The sequence below is a fragment of the Mycobacterium mantenii genome (assembly GCF_001667865.1).
GTDB lineage: Bacteria > Actinomycetota > Actinomycetes > Mycobacteriales > Mycobacteriaceae > Mycobacterium > Mycobacterium mantenii_A.
Window position 1 is genome coordinate 31,624 of the sequence record NZ_LZJP01000124.1, and the last position, 12,692, is coordinate 44,315.

The 12,692-nt window shown below is 67.0% G+C and carries 11 protein-coding genes and 1 tRNA gene; 9 read left to right on the forward strand and 3 right to left on the reverse strand.

Going from position 1 to position 12,692, the window contains the following annotated elements; translation table 11 throughout:
- The first annotated feature begins 6 nt into the window (after positions 1-6).
- Together A5688_RS23525 and A5688_RS23530 are read left to right on the forward strand one after the other, a co-directional pair.
- Entirely contained in the window at positions 7-504 is a 498-nt protein-coding gene (locus A5688_RS23525; protein WP_082951337.1) for a DinB family protein, read from the forward strand.
- A gap of 55 nt (positions 505-559) precedes the next feature.
- On the forward strand, positions 560-919 hold the full coding sequence (locus A5688_RS23530; protein ID WP_067838352.1) for a nuclear transport factor 2 family protein: 360 nt from the start codon (positions 560-562) through the stop codon (positions 917-919).
- 78 nt (positions 920-997) lie between these two features.
- On the opposite strand, the gene A5688_RS23535 is transcribed toward A5688_RS23530, so the two are convergent.
- Positions 998-1,080, reverse strand: a tRNA-Leu gene (locus A5688_RS23535).
- A gap of 252 nt (positions 1,081-1,332) precedes the next feature.
- On the opposite strand from A5688_RS23535, the gene A5688_RS23540 reads away from it, so the two are divergent.
- The 7 genes from A5688_RS23540 to pknB all read left to right on the forward strand — a co-directional run bounded on the left by A5688_RS23540 (position 1,333) and on the right by pknB (position 11,152).
- On the forward strand, positions 1,333-2,964 hold the full coding sequence (locus A5688_RS23540) for a DUF3662 and FHA domain-containing protein (RefSeq protein WP_067838330.1): 1,632 nt from the start codon (positions 1,333-1,335) through the stop codon (positions 2,962-2,964).
- 124 nt (positions 2,965-3,088) lie between these two features.
- Positions 3,089-3,556, forward strand: coding sequence for an FHA domain-containing protein FhaB/FipA (locus A5688_RS23545; RefSeq protein WP_007771646.1), 468 nt, complete (start codon positions 3,089-3,091; stop codon positions 3,554-3,556).
- 52 nt (positions 3,557-3,608) lie between these two features.
- A complete protein-coding gene (locus tag A5688_RS23550) occupies positions 3,609-5,111 on the forward strand; it encodes a PP2C family protein-serine/threonine phosphatase (protein ID WP_067914812.1) in 1,503 nt (500 codons plus the stop codon).
- Positions 5,108-6,517, forward strand: coding sequence for an FtsW/RodA/SpoVE family cell cycle protein (locus A5688_RS23555; RefSeq protein WP_067838333.1), 1,410 nt, complete (start codon positions 5,108-5,110; stop codon positions 6,515-6,517). The genes A5688_RS23550 and A5688_RS23555 overlap by 4 nt, the downstream gene beginning before the upstream one ends.
- Entirely contained in the window at positions 6,514-7,992 is a 1,479-nt protein-coding gene (gene pbpA, locus A5688_RS23560; protein ID WP_067838336.1) for a D,D-transpeptidase PbpA, read from the forward strand. The genes A5688_RS23555 and pbpA overlap by 4 nt, the downstream gene beginning before the upstream one ends.
- Positions 7,989-9,275 carry a serine/threonine-protein kinase gene (locus A5688_RS23565; protein ID WP_067914804.1) on the forward strand — a complete coding sequence of 429 codons (1,287 nt, stop codon included), beginning with the start codon at positions 7,989-7,991 and terminating at the stop codon, positions 9,273-9,275. Before pbpA ends, A5688_RS23565 begins: the two co-directional genes overlap by 4 nt.
- Positions 9,272-11,152, forward strand: a complete 1,881-nt coding sequence (gene pknB, locus A5688_RS23570) for a Stk1 family PASTA domain-containing Ser/Thr kinase (protein WP_067834985.1) — start codon at positions 9,272-9,274, stop codon at positions 11,150-11,152. Before A5688_RS23565 ends, pknB begins: the two co-directional genes overlap by 4 nt.
- On the opposite strand, the gene A5688_RS23575 is transcribed toward pknB, so the two are convergent.
- On the reverse strand, positions 11,130-11,816 hold the full coding sequence (locus A5688_RS23575) for an aminodeoxychorismate/anthranilate synthase component II (protein ID WP_067834987.1): 687 nt from the start codon (positions 11,814-11,816) through the stop codon (positions 11,130-11,132). The genes pknB and A5688_RS23575 overlap by 23 nt on opposite strands.
- A 38-nt stretch (positions 11,817-11,854) precedes the next feature.
- A complete protein-coding gene (locus tag A5688_RS23580; protein WP_067834988.1) occupies positions 11,855-12,598 on the reverse strand; it encodes a DUF881 domain-containing protein in 744 nt (247 codons plus the stop codon).
- Positions 12,599-12,692 lie beyond the last annotated feature (94 nt).

Here is a 12,692-nt window from a genome sequence, read left to right on the forward strand (position 1 = left end):
GGTTCGGTGACAGACCCCTGCCCGGAATGCGGTTTCACCTACGACGTGCGGCGAGCCACGACTACCGGCGACGACATCCGCGCCGGGGCCGCCGAAATTGTTGCGCTTCTGTGTCGTAACGACGTCGACGTGCGGCGGCGCGCACGGCCCGACGCGTGGTCTCCGCTGGAATACGCCTGCCATCTGCGAGATGTGCTACTCGTGCAACGCGAACGGGTGCTCGCCGCCCGACGGGTCAATGGCGCCGACTGCGCATCCATGGGTCGCGAGGAGCGCGCCGAGCACGACGGCTACAGCGAGCAGGACCCCGTCGGGGTCGCTCGCCAACTCACCGACGCCGCAACACTATTCAGCAATGTGCTGGCCCGACTCTCCGACGGCGACTGGGATCGCACGGTTGTCTATCACTACCCCGAGACCAGCCGGCGGTCATTGCGCTGGGTCGCGATACACACCGCACACGAGCTGCGGCACCATCTTCTCGACATTCGACGCCAACTGTGAACGGTCCGGGTCGCCGCCGGAGGGTCGTCGGCTCACCGGCGCTACGGTGCCGATCATGAAGGTCGATGCGCACGCGTTTAGCGAGCGGTGGGCGCGCAATTGGAACGCACACGACATCGAAGCGGTGCTCGCCGACTTCCATGACGACGTCGTATTCAGTTCGCCGGTGGCCGCCAGACTCTTCCCGGAAACGCAGGGCGTGGTCCGCGGCAAGGCCGCGCTGCGGCAGTACTGGACGGAGGCCCTGGCGCGAACCCCGAATCTCCACTTCACCGTCGAAGGCGTCTATCAGGGAATCGACACGATCGTCATCACCTACCGCAACCAGAACGGCAACCTGGTCAACGAAGTCTTGATCTTCAGAGATGGCACGATCGTCGAGGGCCACGGCACCTATCTCCTCGCCGACCCCTAGCCAGGCGAAAGCCCTGCCCTGAAAAACGAAAGTCACGACCTCTGTCGAGGCCGTGACCTTTCGTTGAACCGCTCAGTGTGGGCGAAGGGGGACTTGAACCCCCACGTCCCGAAGGACACTGGCACCTGAAGCCAGCGCGTCTGCCATTCCGCCACTCGCCCGGAAAAACAACCGATGGACCATATCACTCTAATGGCCCGATTCCCGAACCGATGCAGCGGGCCCGGAAGCCGTCTACCGAGTGCACCCGTCGGTCCGCGCGGCTTTGACCTGCGGCGATACGGTTCTCACGATTTCGAAAGTGCCGCGGCGACACGATGTCCCGATACCATGCGGGAGTGATCAAGCACCGAGGTGATTCGTTTGCCGTCCAGCGGCAATACCTCATGGCAAGTGCATGCGAACGGTAGGACATGAGTAGCCAATGGGGGCTGGTCGCGCGGATCGAGCGCAAACTCGAGGCGACGGTAGACAATGCCTTCGCGCGGGTATTCGGTGGATCGATTGTTCCGCAAGAGGTCGAAGCCCTACTGTGCCGCGAAGCGCGTGACGGAGTCCAGAAGCTGCACGGAAACCGCCTTTTGGCCCCCAACGAATACATCATTACCCTCGGTATGCACGACTTCGAGAAGGTGGACACCGATCCGGATCTCACGTCGAGCGCTTTCGCGAGGTACTTGGCTGACTACATCCACGAACAGGGGTGGCAAACGTATGGTGAGGTGGTCGTCCGGTTCGAGCAGTCGTCGAACCTGCACACCGGCCAGTACCGCGCCCGTGGTGCTGTCAACCCCGATGTCGAGCCCCGCCCGACGGTCGACGACCCCGTCCGGCCACAATCAAATAATGCGTTCGGCGAAGAACGAGGAGTAGCACCAATGACTGACAATTCTGGCTACCGCGGGGCTCAGGGGCCGGGGCGATCCGGCGACGAGTACTACGACGACCGCTACGGGCGCCCGCAGGACGATGCGCGCGGTGGCCCGGAACCGCAGGGGACACCCGAGCAGCGGGGTGGCTATCCACCCGAGCAAGGCGGCTACCCACCTCAGCAGGGCTACCCGCCCCCCCGGCATCCGGAGCAGGGCGGCTACCCCGAGCAGGGCGGCTACCCCCCTCAGCAGGGCTATCCCGAACAGGGCGGCTACCCGGACCAGCGGGGTTACCCCGAACAACAGGGTCAGGGCGGCTACCCCCCACAGCAGGGCTACCAAGACCAGCGCGGCTATCCCGAGCAGGGACAGGGCGGCTACCCGCAGTCGTATGAACAGCGGCCGCCCGCACCCGGAGGCTATGGCGGCCAGGGCTACGACCAGGGTTACCGCCAAGGTGGCGGCTACGGCCCGCCCGGCGGTCAGCAGGGCGGTGGTCAGCAGGGCTACGGCGGATACGGCGATTACGCTCGCGGCCCGGCCCGCCAGGACGAAGGCGGTTACGCCCCGCCAGAGCAGCGACCCGGATACCCCGAACAGGGCGGCGGGTACGACCAGGGCTACCAGCAGGGCGGCGGGTACGGCCGTCAGGACTACGGCTCCTCCGAGTACACCCAGTACTCGGAGCACGCGCAGGGCGGCACGTACGGCGGTCAAGCCGGTGGCTACCCCGAGGCCGCCAGCCCCGAGTACGAGTACGGCCAGCAGGCGGATTACGGACAGTCAGCGGATTACGGTCAGCAGGCCGATTACGGCCAGCCCGCCGACTATGGCCAGCAGGCGGGTGGCTACGGCGGCTACGGCCAGGGTGGCTACGGCGCCGGCGGCACCACGATCACCCTGCAGCTCGACGACGGCAGCGGCCGCACCTACCAGCTGCGCGAGGGCTCCAACATCGTGGGCCGCGGCCAAGACGCCCAGTTCCGGTTGCCCGACACCGGCGTGTCACGGCGCCACCTCGAGATCCGCTGGGACGGGCAGGTCGCGCTCCTGTCGGATCTGAACTCGACCAACGGCACCACGGTGAACAACGCACCGATCCAGGAGTGGCAGCTGGCCGACGGCGACGTGATCCGCTTGGGCCACTCGGAGATCATCGTCCGGATCCACTAAGCCACTGGGCTTAACGCTGCCGTGCTTCGCCCCGTGTCGACCGCCGTCCAAGTATCGTGACGTAGCCGATGTGCTCGGAGTCACGGGCACCAGGGATGCGACGCTAGGACGGAAAGGACGCCAGATGCAGGGACTGGTACTGCAGCTGACGCGCGCCGGATTTTTAATGCTGCTGTGGGTATTCATCTGGTCCGTGCTGCGAATCCTTCGGACCGACATCTACGCGCCCACCGGTGCTGTCATGGTGCGACGCGGGTTGGCGTTGCGCAGCACGCTGCTGCCCTCACGTCAGCGCCGGCATGCGGCCCGCTATTTGGTGGTCACCGAAGGCGCGCTGGCCGGCGGCCGCATCACCCTGAGCGGGCAGCCGGTGTTGATCGGGCGGGCTGACGACTCCACGCTGGTGCTCACCGACGACTACGCCTCGACGCGGCACGCCCGGCTGTCTCAGCGGGGCTCGGAGTGGTACGTCGAGGATCTAGGATCGACCAACGGCACTTACCTTGACAGGGCGAAGGTGACGACTGCGGTACGAGTTCCAATCGGAACGCCGATTCGAATCGGCAAAACGGCGATCGAGCTGCGCCCGTGACCCGCGCCTACGACGATGATGCCGGCACAGCCGGGATCGAGGAGTGGCGCCCGTGACGCTGGTCCTGCGGTATGCCGCGCGGAGTGACCGCGGCCTGGTACGCGCCAATAATGAAGATTCTGTCTATGCCGGTGCACGGCTGCTCGCGCTGGCCGACGGCATGGGCGGTCACGCCGCGGGCGAGGTGGCGTCCCAGCTGGTGATCGCCGCGCTGGCCCACCTCGACGACGACGAGCCGGGCGGCGACCTGCTGGCCAAGCTCGACAATGCGGTGCGCTCCGGCAACGCGGCCATCGCCGCACAGGTCGAGGCCGAACCCGAGCTCGAGGGAATGGGCACCACTCTTACCGCGATCCTGTTCGCCGGCGACCGCATCGGCATGGTGCATATCGGCGACTCGCGCGGCTACCTGCTGCGCGACGGTGAGCTGAGCCAGATCACCAAGGACGACACGTTCGTCCAGACCCTGGTCGACGAAGGCCGGATCACCCGGGAAGAGGCGCACAGCCATCCGCAGCGATCGTTGATCATGCGCGCCCTCACCGGTCACGAGGTCGAGCCGACGTTGACCATGCGCGAGGCGCGCGCCGGCGACCGCTACCTGCTGTGCTCCGACGGACTATCGAACCCGGTGAGCGACGAGACCATCCTCGAGGCCCTGCAGATCCCCGACGTCTCCGAGGCCGCCTACCGTCTCATCGAGTTGGCGCTGCGGGGCGGCGGCCCGGACAACGTGACCGTCGTAGTGGCCGACGTCGTCGACTACGACTACGGACAGACCCAGCCGATTCTCGCCGGCGCAGTGTCGGGCGACGAGGATCAGATGACCCTGCCCAACACCTCCGCCGGGCGCGCTTCGGCGATCCGGCCCCGCGATGAGTCCGCCAAACGTGTTGCACCGCAACCGGAAACACCGAATCGACCGCGCTGGTCGCGGCGGAAGATGTTCATCGCCGTCGCGCTGGCCGTGCTGTTGGTGTTCGCGGGACTCACCGTCGGATGGTGGGTGATCCAGCGGAACTACTACGTCGCCGAATACAGCGGCAGGATCTCGATCGTCCGCGGAATTCAAGGAACCCTGCTGGGCGTCCCGCTGCAGCAGCCGTATCTGGTGGGTTGTCTGAACGCCCGCAACGAGCTATCCCTGATCAGCTACGGGCAATCCGGTGGCCACGCCAACTGCCAGCCGATGACGCTGCAAGACCTGCGCCGCCCCGGACAAGTCCAAGTCCAAACGGGACTTCCGGGCGGCAGCCTGGACCAGGCCGAATCGCAGTTGCGGCAACTGTTGGCGGAATATCTGCTGCCGATCTGTCCGTCCCCGCGGGCCACGTCTCCGCCGGGCTCACCGGGAACCCGCAGCGGAACACCCGAATCCGGCACCACAGCATCGCCAGCACCACCGACCACCTCGAGCGCCAGCCCTTCACCGAGCACGAGCGCCAACGGCCCCGCGAACTCTGCGCCGGCAGGTCCGACGACCACCTCGCAGACAGTGACCGCGCTTCCCGGGCCGCCACTTCAACCGGGCATCGATTGCCGGCCCGTGGCATGACGACACAGCTTCAGCCGCCGGTCGCGGTCACGCCCCCGTTGCCTACCCGGCGCAATTCCGAGTTGCTGCTTCTGGGCTTCGCCTCGCTGATCACCGTCGCCGCGCTGCTGATAGTCGAAGCCAACCAGGAGCGCGAGCTGCACTGGACCGCGATCAGCTACGGACTGGTGTTTCTCGTCGTCTTCGGATCGGCGCACATGGCCATCAGGCGCTTCGCGCCGTATACCGATCCGCTGCTGTTGCCAATCGTGGCCTTGCTCAACGGCCTTGGCCTGGTGATGATTCACCGACTCGACCTGGTCACCAATCAGCTCAGCGGCCGGCACCACCCCAGCGCAACCCAGCAGATGCTGTGGACCCTGATCGGCGTGGTGACCTTCTCCCTGGTGGTCACATTCCTGAAAGACCATCGGCAGCTGGCCCGCTACGGCTACATCTGCGGGCTGGTCGGTCTTATCTTCCTGGTGATTCCGGCCCTGTTGCCCGCATCGCTGTCCGAACAAAACGGTGCCAAGATCTGGATTCGCTTCCCCGGCTTCTCAATTCAGCCCGCCGAGTTCTCGAAAATCCTGCTGCTGATCTTCTTTTCCGCGGTGCTCATTGCCAAGCGGGGCCTGTTCACCAGCGTCGGCAAGCATTTCATGGGTTTGACCCTGCCGCGTCCCCGCGACCTCGCCCCCCTGCTGGCGGCGTGGGTGATCTCGGTCGGCGTGATGGCCTTCGAAAAGGACCTGGGCACTTCGCTATTGCTGTACACGTCGTTTCTGGTGGTGGTCTATCTCGCCACCCAGCGCTTCAGTTGGGTGGGGATCGGTCTGGTGCTGTTCGGCGCGGGAAGCGTTGTCGCGTATTACATTTTCGCCCACGTTCGGGTGCGGGTGCAGATGTGGTGGGACCCGTTCTCCGATCCCGACGGCAGCGGCTACCAGATTGTCCAGTCGCTCTTCAGCTTTGCCACCGGCGGGATCTTCGGCACCGGCCTCGGTAACGGTCAGCCCGACACAGTGCCGGCCGCTTCGACCGACTTCATCATCGCCGCGTTCGGCGAAGAGCTGGGGTTGGTGGGGCTGGCCAGCATCTTGATGCTCTACACCATCGTCATCGTGCGCGGGCTGCGCACGGCGATTGCCACCCGCGACAGTTTCGGCAAGCTGCTGGCCGCCGGTCTGGCCTCGACGCTGGCCCTCCAGCTGTTCATCGTGGTCGGCGGGGTGACCCAGCTGATTCCGCTGACCGGGCTGACCACCCCGTGGATGTCCTATGGCGGCTCGTCCTTGCTGGCGAACTATGTGCTGCTGGCCATCCTGGCGCGCATTTCGCACAGCGCCCGTCGTCCCCTGCGCGCCCGCGCCCGCACCAAGCCGTCGATCGCGGCGGCCGGCACCGAGGTGATCGAGAAAGTATGAACGCCTCCCTGCGCCGGATCTCGGTGACCGTGATGGCGTTGATCGTGTTGTTGTTGATCAACGCCACGATGACGCAGGTCTTCGCCGCCGACTCGCTGCGCGCCGACCCCCGCAATCAGCGGGTGCTGCTCGATGAGTATTCGCGCCAGCGCGGCCAGATCGTGGCCGGCGGCCAGTTGTTGGCCTATTCGGCCGCCACCGATAACCGCTACCGCTTCCTGCGCGTCTACCCCAACCCCGCGGAGTACGCGCCGATCACCGGGTTCTATTCGCTGCGCTATTCCAGCACCGGTCTGGAACGCGCCGAGGATCCGCTGTTGAACGGCTCCGACGAGCGGCTGTTCGGGCGCAGGCTGGCCGACTTCTTCACCGGTCGCGACCCGCGCGGCGCGAACGTCGACACCACGATCAAGCCGCGGGTCCAGCGGGCCGCCTGGGACGCGATGCAACAGGGTTGCGGGGGTCCGCCGTGCAAGGGCGCCGTCGTTGCCCTCGAACCGTCGACCGGCAAGATCCTGGCGATGGTGTCGTCGCCGTCTTACGACCCCAACCTGCTCTCGTCGCACGATCCCGAGGTTCAGGCGCAAGCGTGGCAGCGGCTGCGCGACGACCCCAACAATCCGCTGACCAACCGTGCCATCTCGGAGACCTATCCGCCCGGATCCACATTCAAGGTGATCACCACCGCGGCCGCGCTGCAGTCCGGTGCGTCCGACACTCAGCAGCTGACCGCCGCCCCCTCCATTCCGCTACCCAACAGCACCGCAACCCTGGAGAACTACGGTGGGGAGCCGTGTGGAAACGCGCCGACGGTGTCTTTGCAGCAGGCCTTCGCCCTGTCCTGCAACACTGCATTCGTTCAGCTCGGCATCCTCACCGGGTCCGACGCGTTGCGCAACATGGCGCAGTCGTTCGGCCTGGACAGCACGCCCAGCGTCATCCCGCTGCAGGTCGCGGAGTCAACAGTGGGGATCATCCCGGATGCGGCGGCGCTGGGGATGTCCAGCATCGGCCAGAAGGACGTCGCTTTGACGCCCTTGCAGAACGCCGAGATCGCCGCGACCATCGCGAACGGCGGGGTGACGATGCAGCCCTACCTGGTCGACAGCCTCAAGGGGCCCGACCTGACCACCATCAGCACCACAGCGCCTTATGAGCAGCGTCGCGCCGTGTCACCGCAGGTCGCCGCTAAGCTAACAGAGCTGATGGTCGGCGCCGAGAAGGTCGCACAGCAGAAAGGGGCCATTCCCGGCGTGCAGATCGCATCTAAGACTGGTACCGCAGAGCATGGCAGCGATCCGCGGCACACCCCGCCGCACGCGTGGTACATCGCTTTCGCGCCCGCACAGACCCCGAAGGTCGCTGTGGCGGTGTTGGTGGAGAATGGCGCCGACCGCCTGTCCGCGACGGGGGGTGCACTCGCCGCGCCGATCGGACGGGCTGTGATCGAGGCCGCGCTACAGGGAGGACCATGAGCCCGCGAGTTGGTGTGACGCTGTCTGGCAGGTACCGCCTTCAGCGCCTGATCGCCACCGGCGGCATGGGTCAGGTGTGGGAGGCGGTAGACAGCCGGCTGGGCCGACGCGTCGCGGTCAAGGTACTCAAGCAGGAGTTCTCCCAGGACCCGGAGTTCATTGAGCGGTTCCGCGCCGAAGCGCGGACCACCGCCATGCTCAACCACCCAGGGATCGCGGCCGTCCACGACTACGGCGAAAGCCAGCTGGACGGGGAAGGCCGGACCGCCTATCTGGTGATGGAGCTGGTCAACGGCGAGCCGCTGAACTCGGTGCTCAAGCGCACCGGCCGGCTGTCGCTGCGCCACGCACTGGACATGCTCGAGCAGACCGGCCGCGCGCTGCAGGTCGCGCACGCCGCCGGCCTGGTGCACCGCGACGTCAAGCCGGGCAACATCTTGATCACCCCGACCGGCCAGGTGAAGATCACCGACTTCGGTATCGCCAAGGCCGTCGATGCTGCCCCGGTGACCCAGACCGGGATGGTGATGGGCACCGCCCAGTACATCGCGCCCGAACAGGCCCTGGGTCACGACGCCACGCCGTCGAGCGACGTGTACTCGCTGGGAGTCGTTGGCTACGAAGTTGTTTCGGGCAAGCGGCCGTTCACCGGTGATGGCGCCCTGACGGTGGCGATGAAGCACATCAAGGAACCGCCGCCGCCGCTGCCCGCGGAGTTGCCGCCCAACGTGCGCGAACTCATCGAGATCACGCTGGTGAAGAACCCCGCGATGCGGTACCGCAGCGGGGGACCGTTCGCCGACGCCGTGGCCGCCGTACGGGCCGGACGCCGTCCGCCGCGGCCCAGCGCGACACCGCCTGCCGGCCGGGCCTCGCCGGCGGCGATCCCGTCCAGTCCGACCACCCGCGCCGCCGCGGTGTCCCCGGGCCGCAACGCCGCGCCGCGCCGGTCGCGGCCCGCCACCGGCGGCCACCGCCCGCCCCCGGCCCGGCGGACCTTCTCGTCGGGTCAGCGGGCGCTGTTGTGGGCGGCGGGGGTGCTCGGCGCGCTGGCGATCATCATCGCGGTGCTCATCGTCATCAACTCGAAAGCGGACCAGCAGCAACAACCACCGACGGTGACCGACACCGGGACCCCGCCCGCCTCGGCCCCGCCGCCGCCCAGCAAGACACCGAGCGGTTCTGGGGCCCGGCTCGATATGCGGCTTAATTGGCCGGATGACGGGACAATAGGAACCTCCGCCTTCCGCAACGTCCCGGCCCGACACGGAACACCGCAATGAGCACGCCGCAGCACCTGTCCGACCGCTATGAACTGGGCGAGATCCTCGGCTTCGGGGGTATGTCCGAGGTTCATCTGGCCCGCGACGTCCGTTTGCATCGGGACGTCGCGGTCAAGGTGCTGCGCGCGGATCTGGCCCGCGATCCCAGCTTCTACCTTCGCTTCCGGCGCGAGGCGCAAAACGCCGCCGCGCTGAATCACCCGTCCATCGTCGCCGTCTACGACACCGGCGAGGCCGAGACGCCGACGGGGCCGCTGCCCTACATCGTGATGGAGTACGTCGACGGCGTCACCCTGCGCGACATCGTGCACACCGATGGTCCGCTGCCGCCGCGCCGGGCCATCGAGATCATCGCCGACGCGTGCCAGGCGCTGAACTTCAGCCACCAGAACGGCATCATCCATCGCGACGTCAAGCCGGCCAACATCATGATCAGCACCACCAACGCGGTCAAAGTGATGGACTTCGGTATCGCCCGCGCGATCGCCGACAGCGGCAACAGCGTGACCCAGACCGCGGCGGTGATCGGGACCGCGCAGTATCTCTCACCCGAGCAGGCCCGCGGGGACGCCGTCGACGCGCGTTCCGACGTGTATTCGCTGGGCTGCGTTCTCTATGAAATCCTCACGGGCGAGCCGCCTTTCACCGGTGACTCGCCGGTCGCCGTTGCCTACCAACATGTTCGGGAAGACCCGGTTCCGCCGTCGCAGCGGCACGAAGGGATCTCCGCGGACCTCGACGCCGTCGTGCTCAAGGCGCTGGCGAAGAACCCCGACAACCGCTATCAGACCGCGGCGGAGATGCGGGCCGATCTGATTCGGGTGCACAACGGGGAGAAGCCCGAAGCGCCCAAGGTGCTCACCGACGCCGACCGGAGCTCGCTGCTGTCGTCCGGCGCGGGCGCCGCCGGGCCGTCACGGACCGATCCGCTGCCGCGCCAGGTACTCGCCGACGCGGGCGAGGACCGCAGCGTCGGTTCGGTCGGCCGCTGGATCGTCGCAGTGGCCGCGCTGGCCGTCCTGACCATCGTCGTTGTCATCGCTTTCAACACGTTCGGCGGCGGCGCCCGCGACGTGCAGGTGCCCGACGTACGCGGGCAGGTGTCTGCCGACGCCATCGCCGCGCTGCAGAATCGCGGCTTCAAAACCCGCACCCTGCAAAAGCCGGATTCGACGATCCCGCCCGACCATGTCATCGCTACCGACCCGGGCGCCAACGCGTCGGTCAATGCGGGCGACGAGATCACCATCAACGTCTCCACCGGGCCCGAACAGCGCGAGGTGCCCGACGTGTCCTCGCTGAGCTACTCCGACGCGGTCGCCAAGCTCAAGGCCGCTGGGTTCAGCAAGTTCAAGCAGGCCAATTCGCCGTCGACCCCGGAACTGCTGGGCAAGGTCATCGGGACCAACCCACCGGCCAACCAGACGTCGGCTATCACCAACGTCGTCACCCTCATCGTCGGCTCCGGGCCGGAAACCAAGCAGGTTCCCGACGTCGCGGGCCAGACCGTCGACATCGCGCAGAAGAACCTGACCGTTTACGGCTTCAGCAAAATCACCCAGGCGCAGGTGGACAGCTCGCGGCCGGCTGGTGAGGTGATCGGCACCAATCCGCCCAAGGGACAGATGGTTCCGGTGGACTCGGTGATCGAGCTGCAGGTGTCCAAGGGCAATCAGTTCGTCATGCCCGACCTGTCCGGCATGTTCTGGACCGACGCCGAACCACGGCTACGCGCGCTGGGCTGGACCGGGATCCTGGACAAGGGCGCGGACGTCGACGCCGGTGGCTCGCAGTCCCATCGGGTGGTGTATCAGAACCCGCCGGCCGGCACCGGGGTCAATCGCGACGGCATCATCACGCTGAAGTTCGGTCAGTAGCCGTCGGATCGGCCGGGAAATACGGTCGCACCGCGGCGTGCACGTCATTCTCCAGCCGGCGCACCAACGTGTCATTGCGTTCCCACCCGCAATCCGCGAGCCAGTTCGCCAGCATGCGGTGGCCGCCCTCGGTGAGGATCGACTCGGGATGGAACTGAACACCGTGAATCGGCAATCCGGTGTGCCGCACGCCCATGATCACGCCGCTTTGGGTGCGGGCCGTGACCTCTAGCACCGGCGGCAGCGACTCGGGCAGGATGGTCAGCGAATGGTAGCGGGTCGCCGTAAAAGGATCCGGAAGTCCTTGCAGCACACCAACGTTGGTGTGGTGGACGCTGCTGGTCTTGCCGTGCAGCAGTTCGGGGGCGCGGTCGACGGTCGCGCCGAATGCGACGCCGATGGCCTGGTGTCCCAGGCAGACCCCGAGCAGCGGCGTGCGCTCGGCGGCACACGCCTGGACCATCCCGATCGACGCGCCGGCGCGCTCCGGAGTGCCCGGCCCCGGGCTGAGCAGCACCCCGTCGAACTGACGGGCGACGGCCGCGTCGTCGGACAGCCGCGTGTCGTCGTTGCGCCAGACTTCGGCGTCCACACCCAGCTGACCGAGGTACTGCACCAGGTTGAACACGAAGCTGTCGTAATTGTCGACGACCAGGATCCGCACCGTGTCAGGTTACCGTCCGCCGCCGCTCGCGCCGCTGGTCAGTAGTTCACCGGGCCGTTGGGCTGCGCAAAGTGCAGCCGGTCGGGCTCGAAATGACCCACCACCTGCACGTCGGACTTGACGTCTTCCGCGTAACCGAGGCCGAAACGGACTACGTACTGCTTGTACAGGATCACCAGGGGAGCGGCGGCGAGGGCGGCTTGCATGGCCGCGGCATTGCCGATCGCGGTGATCGTGTACGGCGGGCTGTAGGTGCGCCCGTTGAGCAGCAGCGTATTGCCGACGCAACGCGGCACCGATGTCGCAATGATGCGCTGGTCCTGCATCTGGATCGCCTCGGCGCCGACGCTCCACAGCGCGTTGAGCACCGCCTCGATGTCTTGCTGGTGCACCACCAGATCGTCCGGAGACGCATCGCGCGGGAAACGGCCGTTGGCGTCGCGCTGCGCGTCCGCGAGGGTGACGACCAGGCCCGGGCCGTGCACCGGGCCCATCCCCGCCTCGCCGGCGAGCTCGCTGGTGCGCCGCAGCATCGCGGCCAGCGCCGCATCCGAAGAACGCCCGTGCGCGGCATCGATCTGGTGCGCCAGATCCTCCCGCTGGCCGTTGAGACGGTTCACCGATGACTGGGTCTCGCGGACCAGGTCCACCAGCCGCGGGGCGTCACTGCGGCGGATTTCGGTGCCACCGGAGACACCGTGGGTCGCGGCCAGCAGCAGCCCGGCCAGCAGACATACGACCGGCACGCCCAGGCGCCACGGCGACCGGCGCGTCTGGATCATCGAGTCTCCATTTCCTGGTCACCGTCCCAGGTGAGTTAGTCTCGTAGCCGAGTCATGGGTGCAGCTGCAGTATTCATCGTTGCACCCCGTCCCG

Excerpts from the sequence above, each read along its gene's own strand:
- A5688_RS23530 (WP_067838352.1), top strand. The coding sequence starts at position 560 with ATGAAGGTCGATGCGCACGCGTTTAGCGAGCGGTGGGCGCGCAATTGG.
- A5688_RS23540 (WP_067838330.1), top strand. The coding sequence starts at position 1,333 with ATGAGTAGCCAATGGGGGCTGGTCGCGCGGATCGAGCGCAAACTCGAG.
- A5688_RS23545 (WP_007771646.1), top strand. The coding sequence starts at position 3,089 with ATGCAGGGACTGGTACTGCAGCTGACGCGCGCCGGATTTTTAATGCTG.
- A5688_RS23555 (WP_067838333.1), top strand. The coding sequence starts at position 5,108 with ATGACGACACAGCTTCAGCCGCCGGTCGCGGTCACGCCCCCGTTGCCT.
- pbpA (WP_067838336.1), top strand. The coding sequence starts at position 6,514 with ATGAACGCCTCCCTGCGCCGGATCTCGGTGACCGTGATGGCGTTGATC.
- A5688_RS23565 (WP_067914804.1), top strand. The coding sequence starts at position 7,989 with ATGAGCCCGCGAGTTGGTGTGACGCTGTCTGGCAGGTACCGCCTTCAG.
- pknB (WP_067834985.1), top strand. The coding sequence starts at position 9,272 with ATGAGCACGCCGCAGCACCTGTCCGACCGCTATGAACTGGGCGAGATC.
- A5688_RS23580 (WP_067834988.1), bottom strand. The coding sequence starts at position 12,598 with ATGATCCAGACGCGCCGGTCGCCGTGGCGCCTGGGCGTGCCGGTCGTA.